The 17535-nt window shown below is 28.8% G+C and carries 14 protein-coding genes and 1 pseudogene; 13 read left to right on the forward strand and 2 right to left on the reverse strand.

All coding sequences use genetic code 11. From position 1 onward, the window contains the following. Window positions 1-134: 134 nt before the first annotated feature. On the reverse strand, window positions 135-569 hold the full coding sequence (locus tag PVA18_RS00975; protein ID WP_143339989.1) for a hypothetical protein: 435 nt from the start codon (window positions 567-569) through the stop codon (window positions 135-137). Window positions 570-2066: 1497 nt separating this feature from the next. Here PVA18_RS00975 and rnhA point away from each other — a divergent pair. The 12 genes from rnhA to PVA18_RS01035 all read left to right on the forward strand — a co-directional run bounded on the left by rnhA (window position 2067) and on the right by PVA18_RS01035 (window position 16161). Further along, entirely contained in the window at window positions 2067-2507 is a 441-nt protein-coding gene (rnhA, locus tag PVA18_RS00980; protein WP_045804877.1) for a ribonuclease HI, read from the forward strand. 115 nt (window positions 2508-2622) lie between these two features. Then, window positions 2623-5604, forward strand: coding sequence for a YhdP family protein (locus tag PVA18_RS00985; RefSeq protein ID WP_231568507.1), 2982 nt, complete (start codon window positions 2623-2625; stop codon window positions 5602-5604). A 605-nt stretch (window positions 5605-6209) separates the two neighbouring features. Continuing rightward, on the forward strand, window positions 6210-6944 hold the full coding sequence (gene pyrH / locus PVA18_RS00990; protein ID WP_045804876.1) for a UMP kinase: 735 nt from the start codon (window positions 6210-6212) through the stop codon (window positions 6942-6944). Between the two features lie 22 nt (window positions 6945-6966). Then, complete coding sequence (gene frr, locus PVA18_RS00995) at window positions 6967-7524, forward strand: ribosome recycling factor (protein ID WP_045804875.1); 558 nt, start codon at window positions 6967-6969, stop codon at window positions 7522-7524. Between the two features lie 575 nt (window positions 7525-8099). Beyond that, window positions 8100-8750: a phosphatidate cytidylyltransferase gene (locus PVA18_RS01000; RefSeq protein ID WP_045804874.1), complete on the forward strand. Its 651-nt coding sequence runs from the start codon at window positions 8100-8102 to the stop codon at window positions 8748-8750. Between the two features lie 287 nt (window positions 8751-9037). Then, window positions 9038-9256 (forward strand): hypothetical protein, encoded by a 219-nt coding sequence (locus PVA18_RS01005; RefSeq protein WP_045804873.1) that lies wholly within the window; start codon window positions 9038-9040, stop codon window positions 9254-9256. 2017 nt (window positions 9257-11273) lie between these two features. Then, window positions 11274-12032 carry a hypothetical protein gene (locus PVA18_RS01010; RefSeq protein ID WP_045804872.1) on the forward strand — a complete coding sequence of 253 codons (759 nt, stop codon included), beginning with the start codon at window positions 11274-11276 and terminating at the stop codon, window positions 12030-12032. Between the two features lie 1494 nt (window positions 12033-13526). Next, on the forward strand, window positions 13527-13712 hold the full coding sequence (locus PVA18_RS01015) for a hypothetical protein (RefSeq protein ID WP_143339988.1): 186 nt from the start codon (window positions 13527-13529) through the stop codon (window positions 13710-13712). A gap of 44 nt (window positions 13713-13756) precedes the next feature. Further along, the gene (locus PVA18_RS01020) at window positions 13757-13957 is read left to right on the forward strand and encodes a hypothetical protein (RefSeq protein ID WP_045804870.1); all 201 of its coding nucleotides are present in this window, start codon (window positions 13757-13759) and stop codon (window positions 13955-13957) included. 204 nt (window positions 13958-14161) lie between these two features. After that, the gene (locus PVA18_RS01025) at window positions 14162-14746 is read left to right on the forward strand and encodes a hypothetical protein (protein WP_045804869.1); all 585 of its coding nucleotides are present in this window, start codon (window positions 14162-14164) and stop codon (window positions 14744-14746) included. 116 nt (window positions 14747-14862) lie between these two features. After that, complete coding sequence (locus tag PVA18_RS01030; protein ID WP_045804868.1) at window positions 14863-15537, forward strand: hypothetical protein; 675 nt, start codon at window positions 14863-14865, stop codon at window positions 15535-15537. Window positions 15538-15573: 36 nt separating this feature from the next. Next, complete coding sequence (locus PVA18_RS01035; protein WP_045804867.1) at window positions 15574-16161, forward strand: hypothetical protein; 588 nt, start codon at window positions 15574-15576, stop codon at window positions 16159-16161. Window positions 16162-16325: 164 nt separating this feature from the next. Here PVA18_RS01035 and PVA18_RS01040 read toward each other — a convergent pair. Further along, window positions 16326-16882, reverse strand: a pseudogene (locus PVA18_RS01040) (DNA-3-methyladenine glycosylase). A 78-nt stretch (window positions 16883-16960) separates the two neighbouring features. Here PVA18_RS01040 and PVA18_RS01045 point away from each other — a divergent pair. Then, on the forward strand, window positions 16961-17392 hold the full coding sequence (locus tag PVA18_RS01045) for a hypothetical protein (RefSeq protein ID WP_045804866.1): 432 nt from the start codon (window positions 16961-16963) through the stop codon (window positions 17390-17392). The last annotated feature ends 143 nt before the right edge of the window (window positions 17393-17535 follow it).

Raw genomic sequence — 17535 nt, forward strand, 5'->3', positions numbered from 1 at the left:
TTTTGTTAAATCTACAGGTCATCTATATTGCTTTGGAAGCACAATTCAGAGAAAAAAGTTACAAATAAGTGTGAACTCGACATCACCATAACATGTGATTAGCTATATTAGTTTTTATGTTTTTTAATTTAATATTATTCTAAAGTTTTATGTGCGCCATTAGTATGTATAATCACCACGTCACTAATGGTACTAGGTATACTATTTTGAATTGCTGGATTATTTTCTTCCATAGTCTCTTCTTCTGCTTCTTCTTCTTCTATAACACGTGAAAGACGATATTTGCTCATATCTACATATTGTTCACATCGCATAGGTATTGGAAGGCCGTTGTCATCCAAGAATCTTCTGTGGTTTAAGCTGCATTCACACGATGTTCTTGTGCGAGTTTCAGTCTTTTTTTTGTTTGAGAATAGTTTATATAATACTATTATTATCAACAGTAGTCCCACAAAACATAACAAGGCTTGCGGGAGATTTTGTTCAAGTATTGTTGTATCAATGGGATTACTAGTAGGTGTACTGGCGGTAGATGTTGTTATGTTAGATGTATTGGATGATGTTGGCATTTCTTATATAAATTTTAGTATAGCATAATATATGCACTATAAACACAGAGAGCTTAATATATACTTAACGCTTTAGGATACATCAAAAACAATGAAAATTTACCATATATGTAACCTGGTAGCACTTGTTAGCCTTATTTCTAGTACAGCAAATGGGACATAACAAATGCTACCTAACATTATTGCTATTTATAATAAGTATGCTTACTTAGATTAATCTTAAAACCTATGTCAATTATAAATGAGTGTTTTTTCAAAGTAAAACTTTTTTTGTTTTTATATAAATTGATTTTTTATTAAATGTTATGTCTGGTAGTATATTATTACTTGATTTATGAAGACTATACTGAGTTTTAGCATATTCTTTGTAATTTTAGCAGTGAACTTTATGCTTATGATCTTATAAATTACTATGAATATAAATTATGTTGTAGCTCATTGGTGAAGTATGTCTTATTTGATTTCTAGCTGTTGTTTCTATTATAGCTAGAATACAAGATTCTTACATAAGATTTAGGCATTGATTTTCTGTTTAGCTGTGCATATACTTTTTGTGATAGTATTTATAGACTGATACTGTTATTAATATCAATGGTTTAGTGCCAAGGTATATATCTTCCTGTTATCCTATTTCAATTGTTGAAGTACTTATTGTAGTATTAATCATACCTCATTTGTATGTATTTAGCATATCATACAATAAGGGATTTTGTTATGCTCGGGTGTATTAATTATGTTTTTTTGTAACATTAAATAAATAATATGAGTTTTCAACATGTTTTGATATAACAATATAGAGTTGTGGTATGTTGTTGAGTATAGGTTTTTAGTATTATTTGTTGTAGTACTTTGGGTATTGGAATTATTGCATATTCTATGATGTAGCTTATAACCAGGCTGAAATTTTTGATTCCTATATAGATGGGTAAATCAGTGTTATTTACATTATTTATTGTGCATAATGTTTAGCTGTCTGTAATTTATTATAAATATATATCTATTACGGGGTTTTAATGCTCTTGTAGTATAAAAAGTATTTCTTTAAGAAAAGACTTAACTTACATTTGTTAGATCAGTGAGATATTTTATATTGGTTATGATCAGTGTTGTAATTATCATGTCATGTATTAGAAGGTAAATTATTGTCAATTGTTATATCAAGTCTATGAAATTTTTCTATAATGGTATTTAATGTTTTTCACGTATAAAAGGCATTACTGGATATTATGTCCATCTATAATTGTAAGTATTAGTAGTCTGACATATTTTGAGTGAGTATATAAAATAGTTATATTGTTAAAATATTTTTCGTGTAATTTAAAGAATAGTTAAGCCAGTTATGCTCAGATTGCCTAATTAAAATAAATTTACTGATAAAACTTTTGAAAGGGGAGAGCATGTTTTTTTGATTATATAGGTGATTATACTTGTTTTCAGTGTTGATGCAGTGAATGTTAGGTGCTATTCTTGAAATTGAGGTTATTTTGTATATGTTACATGAAAAGTGAACTGAATAAAGTTGTTATTTATACTGATGGGGCATGTTCTGGTAACCCTGGTCCTGGAGGATGGGCAGCAGTTTTATTGTTTGGTGAAAATGAAAAAATAATCTGTGGGAATAATTCTAGTACCACCAATAATAGGATGGAGCTCACAGCAGTTATTGAAGCTTTAAAATTGTTAAAAGTAGTATATGATGTTGATTTATATACTGATAGTGTGTATGTTAAGGATGGTATTACGTTATGGATCAAAAAATGGAAGATTAATGGGTGGAAAACTGCTAGTAAAATGCCGGTGAAAAATTTGGAGTTGTGGTTGGAATTAGATAGTCTTGCGAGTTTTCATAAAGTTACGTGGTATTGGGTTAAAGCTCATGCAGGGAATTTGTATAATCAAAAAGCAGATATGCTCGCGCGTAGTCAGATTGTTGGGTGAGTTTTTGTTATGTTCTTATATTTACATTCTAAAGTATTAGATCGATTTAGTAGGTAAATGTATCTTGTAAATGGTATTGTGGATAATACTGCTGTATATTAATTTAGTGCTCATTATGCTAAAAAAAAAAATTATAAAATTATTCTTTGTACTGATAATACCTGTAATGTGTAGTGTATCTTACTTGTATATTCATGATAAAAATGTTATAGAGATTAATGCAAAATTTTTAAATTTTTATATAAAGCATAAACTTACTACAATTTTTCCTGATTCAGAGATAGATATAGGTAGTACTACATTAGCTTGGCAGAATAAGAGTGAAAATTTTGTTTTGTCGTCACGGGATCTTACGATTAAAAGTGCCAAACTTGGAGTAACTATCACAATACCTAAATTCTTGTTATATTCTAGAGTTGGAATATTGTTTTTATGGGGAAATTGTGATTTTTCTTATATTGATATTCCTAAAGTCCATGTTAAATTCTATAACATCCAAAAAAAGTTTGAAATAAGCTCTGTAAAAAGTTCTGTACAAATCCTCAAGGATATAATCTTGAAAGCAATAAAGTTGGATATGGCGGTGTTTATTAGGAATGCTGTTATTGCTAAAAGTGGTAAAGAGGATTTAGTGATAAAACAACTTAATGTTAAAGTGGATAGGGGATATGACAAAAATACGATTGATTTCAATGTGGAGAATGACAATTCTTTTATCAGTATGACAGTGCATGAACATTATAAAGGTATAATGTCCTTTGAGATATCGTATGGTAATTTTAGTACTAAGATATTGGGATATTTAGGTAGTTTAAATGAGCAACTTCCACTATATGAGAATTTGAATTTTAGTGGTGATGTTATTCTGAGAGTTAATGAGTATGGTGAGATTACATATAGTGATATAAATGTTCAAAGCATTAAAGGGGGTATCCCTTGCGTTTCTTCTCATAAATGCTACATCCATGATTTTAGAACGAGATTGGTATATCAAAATGATGTTCTGTCCGTGAAAAATTTTTCTTTGTTATTAGATCAAAGTAAAATAGTTGCAACAGGGGCAGTTGACAATGAAAATGTAAACTTAAATTTTAACATTGATGTTATATCACCAAGAACGCTGTGTAATTATTGGGTTGTTAATTTATATCCTGATTTAAATCATTGGTATTGTACTAATGTTATAGAAGGAAAAATGAGTGATATTAGACTTCAAATCAAAGGGAAACGTGATGAGATTTTCGTTCATGATGATCTGTCAAGTTATAATGTTAGTGCAGATATAGAAAATGTTTCAATAAAATTTAATGATAATTTTGATCCAGTACGTATAGTACATGGTAAATTGTATTTACGTGATAATCAATTTTTTATTACTTCTGATAACTCAGATTTTAAAGGCATGATTGTTCAAGGTGTGGTATTAAAAATAGAAAATTTAAAAAATGTAAATGCGGTAATGAGTATTAGTGGTAGTTCTGTAGGTAGTATAAAACAGTTATATGGAGCAGTGAATAAGGAACAATTTATACCACTAGATGATAACAAAATTTTTGGTGATTGTCATACTAGCTTTGATTTTAAGATATTTAATTTGCTAAATGATAATGTTGTAGATTATGAATCTTATATACATACGCAGATTAAATCTTTTAAAGCTGATGGTGTTTTAGATACTTTTGATGTCTATGATGCAAATGTTGACATTACGTTGCATGGTAACGATGTGAAAATAGATACTCAGGGTTATATGAATGGTTATCCTATGTTTTTAAAAGTGGACAGAAATTTACGGGATAATTATAAGTTTCACTATGAATTTGCAGGGTATATTTCAACTAAAAATGTGAAGAAGTTAGAAATTTTTAGGTGTGAAAATTGTTCAGGGGTAATGAAATCAAATTTACAATGGGATATTAATGGCAATAATACAATTATTGCAGGAGATGTTGACATTTCTCAATTGAAACTCCATATCAATGGGTTGCCAAATAATAGTTTTGATGGTCTAGTGAAATTCTCTGCTTCATTTAAGGACAAAAATGAGGTCCAGATAGATAATGCATCTATAATTGGTGAAGGTGTAGATATAGAATTGAATGGTAAAGTAGGCACTAATGTAGAATTATTGTTAAATAAGATAAGGTTAAAAAATACAGATATTGAAGCTGAATTGAAACGAGATAGTGATTCTATTACAGTAAAAATATTTGGTAAATCTTTGGATTTAAGCACTATTGATTTCTTTGAGGTAATGAAAGGGCAGTCTCAGATTAAGCAAACTAGGGTTGATGTTAATGTAGACCGCGTTATAATGAAAAATAATGTTGTGACTAGTAATATAGACTTTAAGTTAGATTGTTATGGTAATGTTTGTCCTAATGTTAAGTTAACAGGAAGTTTTTTAGATAATAGTAATTTTAATGTGGATTATGGCCCTATTGGGCTAGAGATAAGTACTAATAATGCAGGAGAACTTCTTCGGGCAATGGATATTTTGAAAGTTGTAAATAAAGGAAATTTATCTTTCTATATGTATCCAGTAAAAACTAGTGAAGTAACTTCTGGTATGTTTTCATTAACAAATTTTCATATTGTCAATGCTTCTATTTTGGCTCAAATATTAACATTATCTTCACTGAAAGGGGTTGTTAATACGTTAAATGGTAAAGGAATATACTTTAATACATTGAATGTACCATTTACTTATCAAGATGATTTAATAAATATAAATGAGTCTTGGGCAGAAGGTTCTGAATTAGGTATTAGTTTAGGCGGAGAGGTTGATCTCAGTATGAAAATGTTTAATATAAAAGGACAAATAATTCCTGCATATGTAATTAATAAAATCATATGGCAAACTCCAATTATCGGTAAATTGTTAACCGGAGGACAGAGTCGTGGTGTTATTGCCATAGACTATAAAGTAAAAGGTACAGATAAAGATCATGATTTATCAGTTAATTTAATGTCTATTTTAACACCTAATTTATTAAAAAGAGTGTTGAAAGTATTTGATAGTAAGTTAATAAAGAAAGAGCATGTAAAGAAAAAATCTAATAAAGTAGATGAAAATCAAGTAAGCATGGTATCGTGAAGCCTGTTAAGATCCATATAATTGATGGTAGATTTTGCTTGAAGTGAAAGAATGTTAATCTAGTGTTTCCTGTACATAAATTAGAGATTTCTGCATGCAATCTCATTTGCTTTAATGCTGTGGTAATCAACAATAAGTAATGCAAATAAAACCGAAGTTCAAATTCTTTAAAATGTTATCTATCTTGGGTCAACTATAATAATTATTAACATCTCTATAGATACGTTTAGTTGATTATATACTGAACTGCTGTTGCAGGAATTTTAATATATTATATAGTCTTAAAATTGTTAGATTTATAATAGTAGCAATTAATACTATAAGAGTATTGGTCGTAATAATTTTATGGATGCAAGGGATTTGTAAAATTGATTTATCTATTTTTCCGTATATTAAGTATAATTTTTAGGATATTTAGTAATAAATTTATAAAAATCAATTAAATGTAAGTAGAAAATAAAATTGACTATTGTAGTAGCTACTATTGATCGTAATTAATTTATGATATTAGGAATTTGTATATTGCATCTTTTTGTGCCTAATATATAATTTATTACATCTGTGGTTGTTGTTTTTTAGTTACTAGCTAATAAAAAGGGAATTTAATGAGTGAGGGCTCTGCTGCTAAAGTTAAGTATTCTAGGGTTTTACTGAAAGTATCTGGTGAAGCATTAATGGGAGAGAAAGGCTTTGGGTGTGATATGGAAGTTCTGAATAAGTTATCTCATGATCTCAAAGAAGTGCATAGCTTTGGAGTACAGCTATGTCTGGTTGTAGGTGGTGGTAATATATTCCGTGGTGCATCAGCTTCAGCATCTTTTGGATTTGAAAGAGCTAGTAATGATTATATAGGAATGCTAGCTACTATGATGAATGCTTTGTCTTTACAAAATGCTTTGGAGAAGGTGAATGTGCAATCTAGGGTTTTATCAGCAATTCCTATTACTGCTGTATGTGAGACATATATTAGAAGACGTGCTATACGTCATCTAGAGAAAGGAAGAGTGGTCATATGTGCTGCTGGAGTGGGTAGCCCATTCTTTACTACAGATACTGCAGCTGCATTGCGTGGTATAGAGATGGGTTGTAATGCTATATTTAAAGGTACACAGGTTGATGGAGTGTATTCAGCTGATCCTAAAAAAATTGCTGATGCAGTAAGGTATGACAAAATTTCTTATCGTGATTTATTATCGTTAGATCTGAAAATTATGGATGTTGCTGCTGTGTCTTTGGCTCGAGAACATTCAGTACCTATCATTGTGTTTAATCTAGGTAAGCGTGGTAGTTTTGCGGATATAATCCGTGGAAACGGTTTGTATACAACAATATGTAATTGAATAAAAATATTGGGATGAGTAAATGATAAGCGAAGTAAAACAAGATGCTAAAAATAGGATGGAAAAGACTTTATCTGTATATTTAAGTGATATTGATGGTATTAGAACTGGGAGAGCAAGAACTTCAGTTTTGGATGGAATTGTTGTTGAAACTTATGGAGGGCGTGTAAAGTTAAATACTATATCAAGTATATCTGTGTCTGATAATAAAACATTGATGATTAAGGTATGGGATTCTAATAATATGGGAGCTATAAAGACTGCAATTATGAATTCAAATCTCGGATTTGGTTTTTCTTGTGAAGCAACAACAATTCGTTTAACTATTCCAGATATGACACAGGATATGAGAAAAAACCTAGTTAAGTTGTTAAGTAAGATTTCTGAAGATTGTAGAGTTTCTGTTCGGAATATACGTAGAGATATTATGGATAAGTTAAAGGTAATGCAAGATAATAAAGAGATTTCTGAAGACAATTTACGTGTAGCTGGGGTAGAAATACAAAAGATTACAGATGATGCTATGAAAAAAATAAATGATGCTTTTACCTCAAAAGAGAAAGAATTGTTACATGTTTAACTCTGATTGTAATTTTCAAAAGCATCTTTTATTACTAACAATTTATTCTATGTGTAGTTAATAGCAGCTTATTGTTTAATTTTTACAATAATGCACCTGATGATGCATACATAACTTCAGACGAAAAAAATCCATGTTTCACACTTTAATAAGTCCTGATGTGATTTATATATGTAGTTCTTACTATACTTAAGTTCCTTCATAACGCCTTTCTATTTTAAGAAGATAGGGTATAGTTTATGTTGCTGATGAGTTCTTTATTTACATATTTATTTTGTGTATAAAAAACTGTATAATTGTACTTTGTGTAGTGAGTAAGGTGTGTGCTTCTAAAATTGATATGTTAGTGATGTAAGGTTTATCTAATGTTATATAAAAATGGTGTATTTGATAATTTTTACATATAAATGCAATATCCTAATATTAATCTGAGTCACATGTATTGCATGAAAGGTAAATAAAATGTGTTTTGATTTTTTATAATTTTAGTTAACATTGTGCTGAGTTATATTTATAGTATAATTAATTACTTTATATTAAAAAGTATCTTGGTTTAACAATATTTGGTTGGAACAATGGTAAGTGGTAGTTTGTTTGTAAGGTCATTGTCTTCTGTATTCATTTGTGCTGTTGTATCCTTGTCCTTGTATTTTGGAGAAATTACCTTTTATATTTTGTGTTTCTTTCTTGCTGTGGTTTCTTCTGTTGAATTGTTGAATATTATGCAGTGTAGGAGGTTATATTATGTTCCTGCGTTTTTTATTGTAGTAATGCCTTATGCATCTTTAGTATATATTTATAACTTATTGAATGGAGAAATAATCCTGATATGGTTAATTAGTGTTGTTTGGGGAACGGATATGGCTGCATACTTTGTTGGTAAGAATATCGGTGAGAAAAAGATAATCCCTATGATTAGCCCTAATAAGACATGGGCAGGATTGTTTGGAGGTGTAGCTGCTGGGGCATTTGTTAGTGTTATTGTATCAATAATTTTTGGGATATTTTTTGTATTTCATGCATTTATTGCAGGTATTCTTATAGCAGTTGTTGCTCAAATTGGTGATATTACAGAATCTTGCATAAAACGCTTATGTAAAGTTAAGGATAGTGGAACTCTCATTCCTGGACATGGGGGTATTCTTGATCGCATGGATAGTTTTATTTTTACTGCACCACTAGTTGCTTATTATGTTCAAAAGTTCTCTAGATTTTTTCTAACATAACAAATAATAGAAAGTTGTTTTAATCTATTTATTTATTTTAGGTTTTTAGCCTAATTTTTCTAATCAAAGTGGTTAGTATTACAGCCTTATATATCAAAATGTAGCAACTTATTATTTATTTTCTATGTGTACTGTTATTTTACGTAATAAATTTAATTTATTTAGTTAATAGTTAAAAATATCAAGAGATTCTATAAATTAATCGCCTGATTCTAAATTTATTTAGAAAGTTATTGTTAAGTACTACATTATCTTTATGTATAATTAAGGTTAATTGTAAATTATTGATGAAAAATGGTGATTGTTCTTTAAGAGATTTCTTGTTGGTGGCATCTGCTGTTGATATGGTAAGGTTATTTTCTAAAATAGTGAATAACCGTGTTGCTTGTAAAATCACGGAGGTGTATCTCTGTACTTGGAATATCTTCAATGTATCTATGGGTTCTTTATTAAGTATTGACAATATATCTACTAATAGGGAGTGTAATAAATTGTTGTTAATATAAAAAAGATATTAATTTGTTGTATTATTGGGTATGTTAGTGGATTGTAGTACCCTATTATTTTGATATTTGTAGATTTTTCATATCTTGCTTAGGTGTTTTACTTTATAAGTATTTGACTTGTAGTTAATGCTTCTGTCTTACTATTGAAGATTGAGTTAGCATTTTTTACTTGAAAAAAATTGTTCATTTAATCAATGATTAGCAATTTTCTGGTTACGTAAAGTTCATAAAAGAAATGTAGATATCTTTGTAAGAGGTTGTAATTAATATAAGTGGTTTGTATTTTTTAGTATTTAATAAATAACACTGACTAGTAATTTATTCTCTATTTGTGTTTTATATGTTGATTAATAATAATGGTATGTGTGACGTTATGCTTATCGTTTTTAGATAATCTGGATTTATAATTGTAGCCTTTTCTGGAGTAGATAGAGTATTGATTTTTAGGGATGCTTAAACAACTGGCACTTTTAAGTTAAGTTAATGGATGTTAGTGCTAAGTGTTGAGGATAATGTGAATCTCTCGAAAAGATTGAACTATAAGTTGTATAATTTATGTAATGTAACTATAGTGTCAGTGCTATTTTAGTAGAGGGTAGATAAAGGAAATGTCTTATAAAATATGATATAAAGATAGTTAATATTGATATATTATTTTTCTGTGTATTTTATTGGATGATGATAAATATGAAAAATAATATTTTATCGATTTTATATTTGTTGATTTGATTGTACTCTTTTTTATACAAAAAATAAATCAGTTTTTCTATTTTATGTAAAAGACTGTTTATTGAAACAGTAAGGTGAGTATTAGTCAAAATGAATTAAATAATGTATAAAGGGGACTAAAATGTACTGGTGGTCTAAGCATAAGGTTTCCTTATACAGCGGTTTATTCTGAATAAATGAAGGTAATATATTGAAGGAATATATGATGATGTTAGGTAGTTGATTGTGATTTGAAGTGTATTGTAGGTTATATCCTATAGTTGAGAAGATGTTTGAAGTTGCAATTATCTATTATTGTGTATGATTTGATTATTAGTTTTATAGTAGTATTGAGAAATTGAAAAGAGTAGGGTGTTTTTGGAAAGATTATATAGAGATAGTTCTTCTTTCATAAAATTTAAAGTAGAGAAATTCTATACTTAAGTGAATTCGACGTCTCATAATTGAGGGGTCATTTTGTGACTCAAGGAAATTTGCTGAAAAAAGATTCTTAGAATTGATTATCTAACTTCTATAGGAATGTTTATGATTTTATACTCTGGTGTGGGAGTTACTCTGCATTATATGGTTTTATTGTCAAAATTTGATGTGTACTAGTTAATATCAAAAAGTTTAGTGCGTTTTCAGACTTAGGAATTACATAGTTATTCTATGAATGGATCCACAAATTTAAGTGTATATATTTAATCTTAAGCATGTGTAGTTTTTATGAAAAAAATAAAATTTTAGAGGAAGAGATTTATAAAAATATCAATATATTTACATAACTTGCTCATCTTTTTTGATTATTGTTGGTAAGCACATCGGTAGTTAATGTTTGAAAATTAAGGAGTATCATTACTGTATTTTATCACTTATGCAGTATGGTTTTTGTGATTTTTAAATATTCTTAATTAGATCTTTTTATTACTAATGGTGGTTGTTGTAGTGTATGTCTAGTACTGAAGTAAAAAAAAGTGAATTATTGTATGAGTCTAGTAGGATGTAGTATTAATATTGTCAATATAGTGTATAAAAACATCAGGACCGTATTCATTTACAATAAATGATGTTATTGGTCGCCAGACTGTAGCACTTAATTAATCAAGTCAATGATGTATATGACTGGTATTCTAGGGTAATGTTGCTAAGTATAGTAACTTGTTGTGTAATAATTTCTGTAACGAGGTGTTGTTTATTAATTTTTGTTTAACATTATTAGTTAATATATTAACTGTATTTTCATTTAGCATAGTTATTAGTGATTGTGGTGCATAAGTTTTATTTTATTAACTTATGAGTTTGTATCATGAAATATGAAATTTGGTTATCTATAGTTATAGTTAGTACTTTGATATCTATTGTTCTTGCTTTAATATTGTGTAATGTGCTGAGGATGTATAGAAATTCTAAAAGGGGACTAGATAAAGTTAATACGTTATCTAAGTGTATGCCTGGTATTTCTAATCGTGGTTTGCATAATTCTATTGTTTGTAATTTAAAGAGGAAGTTAGAAAAGCAGTTAAAAGATGTTTGTAATACAAGTGGGGTTGAGTCTATAGAAGTTGAATCTGCTCAATATGGTGTTGTGATGCTTAAGGTTGGTTTTGATTATGTACAAAATCGAATCTCTGATTTGATAGATAGAGTTCTGAGTAATGATGATATTTATAAGAAAATATTACTGTTACAGAATATTATTTCTCAATCTAAAGAATCAATATTTGTGTCTAATGAATACAAACACACTTTAGTAAAATGTGAATTACAAAATATGCCATACATACGTGTTTTATTAGGGAATGTTTTTAATTTAATAAAGGATATGGAAGTAGATCAAGTTGATTTTATGAAGGTATATCATGTAAAATTAGACTACGGTTTGGCTTTTATTACTAAAGGGCTTAGCTTTGTTATGAAGGATATTAGAGTACTAGATGGATTTTATAGTGATGCTGAGCTATATGGGGATGGATTTTTTTATGATGAAGATTATATTACGTTTTCTGCTATATCTTTAAGTGATGTTGAAAGCTATACGTATGAAAATGTAGATTTTGTATGTTAATCAGTAATGGAATGTTAACTTCTTTTAAGAATTATTAATATGATTAGACTGTCTTGGTGGATTTGATAGTCATAATTAATGTAAGGATTTTAATATTATTACTCATTATTTTTATAATAAGGTATTATAATTTAGAAGGAGCTAGGTAGGGTATATTTAATCAAATTATTATAGTTAATTAAGAATGACTTATGTAGTAGATTGCTGTATGGTGTTATTTATGTGGTAATTCTTGTGGTTTTTATTGTGAACCATTGTCTATATTGTGATGCAGTAACAAGTTTATGGATAAAGATATTGACTATATTAAGAACGAGTTTAAGATTTAGGTGCAACCAAGCAACAGAAAAGTGCTTTGATGGTATTCACAAGACATAATAAAAGAAAGTTCTTTTTTACATACGATAAGCAGATTTTAATTCTAATATAGGCATGGGAAGTGTTTTGAGATTTATTAACATAACGTGCATATTAAGTTAGTAATAAGAGTGAAAAATAGAGTGAACCAGATTCTAAAAGTTTATTGCTACGATATAAGTCGATTTACAACATTTTACATGAGTAATGGTATGGTAAGTATTCTTATACAAGGATAAACTATTTAATTAAAATAATAAATATTTTAAAATTTTTGTTTTATAAAAATGAAATTCCGGACTTTGTGGTGCATTATTTTTGAATTTTATAGTTGATTACCATTTATTGTGTTATGACAAGCTTTGTAGAAAAGCTGTCTTTCAAGTGCATAGCTTTAGGATTTTCATGTACTACACTCACCTTTGTGCTGAAAGTACATATATGATTATTAACGTTAATCTATGCTGTAATACGGAAGTATGACTTATCTATATATTTTTGTATTCTACTGTGTATAGAGCTGTGCATAATTTTTTTTAATCGTTAGTGATTTAGATTTGTATAAAATGTTATGACCTTATGGCTTTTTCAAATATATTTCTTGTTTTTAAGAAGTTAAAGGAAAAGCTTAGAGATTTTATTACATAAATATCGTATAGAATTTAATAATAAATCTATTAGATAGATATTTTGATGGGATTAAAGTCAGTACATAGATCAACTTCCTAATTGTAGAGAAAGATGTGTTGCTGTGACACATTTTCTAATATAGAGTGCTTGTGTGTACTGAATTCTAATAAAGGTATTAATTACAACACTTGTTGTATTTTATTAAGGATATTATGATTTAATATAAGATTTCTAGTAAAGATTTTATTTTTATTATTAATATATTAAAATATTGAGTTGATTTATTATAAGATCTCGTATGTTGCTTAATATGAGTAAATTTATTAGTAAAAAATCATGTGATGTAAGGTGAAATCTTCTATATATTTGCAGTTGTATACAACTGTTGTTGTAGCTTTAATGGTAATGATAGTATCTTCTATAGTACTTTGTTTGTAGCTTGTGGAAAAAGTTTATCCACCTATTTAGGGGGAAGTGTATACCTATATTTCAGATCAATTGGTGTGTTTGAAAATTTTAGAACCTAATAGTGTGTGTATAAAAGGTGCAGCTTGGTTTATTGGTCGTGCAAAAATGAAAGCGTGTATGATGGATATGTATCAAAATGTTAGAGAATTAAGTATAGATGAGACTAATGACTTAAAAAGGTTAGGAGTGTGGAAAGAGCCAAGTAGTGAAGATGATAAATCTTAGTATGAAATGTAATATGAAATGTTCAGTAGAGCGTGCTGTTAGATATGCTGAATGTAAAGTGGACGATTATTGGTTTATGTTCTTCTAAACGGGAAAGAAGAGTTTTGTGTCGTATCAGGTCAGCTTTTGAAGTTTTTAAAAGTAGTATGCAAGTTATTGAGGAAGAAAACGCAACTACTAACAATAAATGTTTCGAAAATGTACGGGTTAAGAAGCTATCAGCTAGTATCAGGGATAGTGTGTAATATTGTTTTATATGAAGCAGATGTTTTAGTTAAAATAGGTTAATAAATTTAGTATTAGTAATTAATAGAGGAGATTACAATGAGAAATACAAGTGATGTATGGTTTTTGGTATGTATGGCTCTTGAATTAAATGTTCTGATAATTTTTATGTACTGGCAATTGTTTGTGCTGTACGTCGTTCTATTCATGCGTCAAAAGCTCGTGTGGCGGCTAAAGAAGAAGTCCTTGGTGATTTTAGAATAGCACTTGAAGAATCTAGTCCACAATGTGATAAAAATTTATTGCAAGTTACTTATGCAATGAATTGTATGTTAGATCGGTTTCAGGGTTGGAAAGATGCACATCCTAAGTGCCATATTATTGATTATGGAATATATAATATGTGTTGTGCGATTCTGTTATCGCGTGCAATAAATATGTATCAAGATAACAAAAAATTAACTAGTGCTGAAGAGCATCAGTTAGAAAAGTTAGGAATATTGAGGGAAACAAGTAATAAATGTACTGAAAATGTTATTAGATATGATATATCTCAATTAGTAAAACATGCCAGTGATTGTTTTAGATACGTAAATACTACGTCTAAGGAAGGTATTAATACTCTTTATTATATAGAGCAAACATTTAAACTTTTTAAAAGTGGTATGCAGGCTATTGAGAAACAAGAAGCAGCAGGACATGAGCAAGTTAGTATAATGAAAACAAGAACTCCTTTATTGGTGAAAACAGGAGATGACACTCAATTTCCGCAAGTCTATCCGGTAATTTCTAGAGAACTTACTGTGTAGTATTGTTTTATATGAAGCAGGTATTTTAATTAAGATAAATTAATTTTTAGTATTAATACTTAATAAAAGGTGATATAATAAAATGTGAGAATTCCTATTTCTTGATAGTTTTGATAATGACAATTATTGTTTCTATATTGATTGCAGTTATAGTAGTTGCTTGTACTGATAATCTAGATATTAAGAGGGAAAAAAGTTGCCTGGCTGCTAAGAAAAGAGTAGAGGGCATGTTTGGTGCCAAGCTTAAAGAATGTGATCCATTGCATGATAAGAATTTGTTAAAAATTACTTATGCAATGGACTATATGTTAGACCAATTCCAGTGCTGGCAAAGTCTACATCCTGCTAATGATCGTGTTATTATGTGTGGAATACATTTTATTTCTTGTGCAATCATGTTATCACGTACGATAGATATGTATCAAGATGGTGTAAAATTGACTGTAGATCAAGAACGTAAATTAATAGAATGGCGAATATTGAAAAAGCCAGACTTTGATAAATATGATCAAGATGTTATTAGATATGATATACTTAAGTTAGTAAAAGATGGTATTGATTGTGTTAAACATAGAGTAGGAGATTTTTGTAATATCCATAGTAATAAGCAAGATATGAGTATTTGGTATCATATCAAGGCAGCTTTTGAAATTTTTCAGAGTGGTATGGAGGCTATTAAGGAGAAAGAGGAATGGCTTGCTGCAGCTGCAAATAAAGAAGAATTGAAAAATATGCGAATTGAGGAAAACCTCCTCCCGACTGCTGTATCGGATGCAAGGTATTCCCTATAAAAGTGAGTTTAATTATTAGTTTAAAGAAGAAATATTATGAAAAATAAAGCTTGCCTGTCTGTGCTGTTAAGTATTATTGTAATTTTGATGATAACAGATGTTATTTTGATTGTGTATCGTCGAATGAAAATGATAGGTGCTTGTGGAATTAGTTCTCAAGGAATGAGTAATGAATTTTCAGTAAAATTTGAACAATCTGATCAGTTTTATAGGAGAGTTACTAATGTAATGGATAATTTCTACACACAATTAAAGCATTTGAATCGTTTATACCATAATGACACGTATATTGCTTATGGAATGCATTGTGTTACTGGTGCGATAATATTAGCGAGCAAGATAAATATCTATCAAGGTCACTTAAAATTCAGTGAGTATGAGAAATGTCAGTTAACAAAATTGGGAATATTGCAGGAATTAGGTTATAAATGTGATGAAGATATTGTGTGTAATATATATTACTTAATAAAATGTGCTAGTTATGCTATAGATTTAAAAATGTATAGGGTTGAAGGAGAAGTTGGAGGTGTAGAGAGTATCAGGTTAGCATCTAAAATTTTTGAAAGTGGTATGCAGGATATTAAGGTACCAGCAAAAACAACAGATATTACGGTAGGAAAATAGCAAAGTTAAGCCAACAGCTCCTCCATTGATAATAGAGATGGAAAATGGAGTTCAATATCCACGAATTTATCCAACAATTCCTATGGAACTTACTGTATAACATTATTTTATGTAACAGATTTACAAAAAGCACTAGCTTATTGATTCTGGGTTTATGTTAATTATTATTTATTTTTTATCTTGATATTCAGTAGAAAGGTTACATCTGGAATTACAAATCTCCAAAATTTTTCCTTCCCTTTACTTATTCCTATTCTGGGAGTGCATATGTAGTTATCTATATCAATATCTGTTTTACAAATGCAGAAGTTGTTATTTTGTGTAATATCTATATTATTATGTTCTTTTGTTATTTTAAGAATTTTGCATAACTTTCCTGGACCGCTAATTACAGTGTTGGGTTGATTATCAGTAGTAGTACTATTCCTCTAATAAGTACTGCAGCAGGGAACCCTTTTGCTTCAGTTACAACGTTAAGACAGTGGTACATTCCATAAATAAAATAAACGTAAGAAAATCCTGGACTGCCAAACATTACAGAAGTACGCTTTGTATACCCATGTGCAGAGTGTGCAGCCGGGTCATCCTGACCTATGTATGCTTCTGTTTCTGTTATTATTCCTTGATATTGATTAAATAATAGTCTTTTCCCAAGTAATTTACTTGCAACATTGAGTGATGATTGTTCATAAAAAGACTTTTTGAGTATATAACGTGACACTGTATATTTATACTAGAAAATAATTTGTTTATGATATACTAGTAGCATACTTTATTTTGTCAATAGTGAGGCTTCGGAATGGATGGTAGGAAGAAAGCAAATACCAATGATAAGAAAGTGGATAAATTTAAGAAAGCTTATAATATAGTATCTAAAATTGCGCAATTCATTGTAGGAGATAGTTTAAGTATACAGTTAAAAGAATACAAAGTTAGTTTTTCTTATATTATTGATAATACTACGGATTATTTAAAATTGCCCAATATACAAGAAGTAAAAATCATTGAAAAAGTAAATGAATTAAAGAATATTAATAATACTCTGTTGGAGAGATTATTTAATTTTTGGTTACGTAGAAATAAACAGCTACTGTACTGGCATATGATTTTTTTATTAGTTAATACTATACTATTGATTATTAATTGGGATAATGTAGTTAATTTATCAAATCTTATAGTTGAAATACTTGTAAAATGGAAGGGTGAGATTGTGTCTATGTATTGTTCTTAGTTTTATAATGAAAAGTTCCATCTCATATGTGTATATACTACGAGTGTCTTTGCATTAAGAATGTTACGATTATTTTAAAAATATTTATTATGATCCAATAACATGATGAGTATTGTTTTTAATTATGAATGTAGTATTTGTAA

It is taken from the genome of Ehrlichia muris subsp. eauclairensis (assembly GCF_051097115.1).
GTDB classification, from domain to species: domain Bacteria; phylum Pseudomonadota; class Alphaproteobacteria; order Rickettsiales; family Anaplasmataceae; genus Ehrlichia; species Ehrlichia muris.

What these genes read in the sequence shown, in the direction of transcription:
- PVA18_RS00975 (WP_143339989.1), bottom strand. Translation starts at nt 569, where the DNA reads ATGCCAACATCATCCAATACATCTAACATAACAACATCTACCGCCAGT.
- rnhA (WP_045804877.1), top strand. Translation starts at nt 2,067, where the DNA reads ATGAAAAGTGAACTGAATAAAGTTGTTATTTATACTGATGGGGCATGT.
- PVA18_RS00985 (WP_231568507.1), top strand. Translation starts at nt 2,623, where the DNA reads ATGCTAAAAAAAAAAATTATAAAATTATTCTTTGTACTGATAATACCT.
- pyrH (WP_045804876.1), top strand. Translation starts at nt 6,210, where the DNA reads ATGAGTGAGGGCTCTGCTGCTAAAGTTAAGTATTCTAGGGTTTTACTG.
- frr (WP_045804875.1), top strand. Translation starts at nt 6,967, where the DNA reads ATGATAAGCGAAGTAAAACAAGATGCTAAAAATAGGATGGAAAAGACT.
- PVA18_RS01000 (WP_045804874.1), top strand. Translation starts at nt 8,100, where the DNA reads ATGGTAAGTGGTAGTTTGTTTGTAAGGTCATTGTCTTCTGTATTCATT.
- PVA18_RS01005 (WP_045804873.1), top strand. Translation starts at nt 9,038, where the DNA reads ATGAAAAATGGTGATTGTTCTTTAAGAGATTTCTTGTTGGTGGCATCT.
- PVA18_RS01010 (WP_045804872.1), top strand. Translation starts at nt 11,274, where the DNA reads ATGAAATATGAAATTTGGTTATCTATAGTTATAGTTAGTACTTTGATA.
- PVA18_RS01020 (WP_045804870.1), top strand. Translation starts at nt 13,757, where the DNA reads ATGCTGAATGTAAAGTGGACGATTATTGGTTTATGTTCTTCTAAACGG.
- PVA18_RS01030 (WP_045804868.1), top strand. Translation starts at nt 14,863, where the DNA reads ATGACAATTATTGTTTCTATATTGATTGCAGTTATAGTAGTTGCTTGT.
- PVA18_RS01035 (WP_045804867.1), top strand. Translation starts at nt 15,574, where the DNA reads ATGAAAAATAAAGCTTGCCTGTCTGTGCTGTTAAGTATTATTGTAATT.
- PVA18_RS01045 (WP_045804866.1), top strand. Translation starts at nt 16,961, where the DNA reads ATGGATGGTAGGAAGAAAGCAAATACCAATGATAAGAAAGTGGATAAA.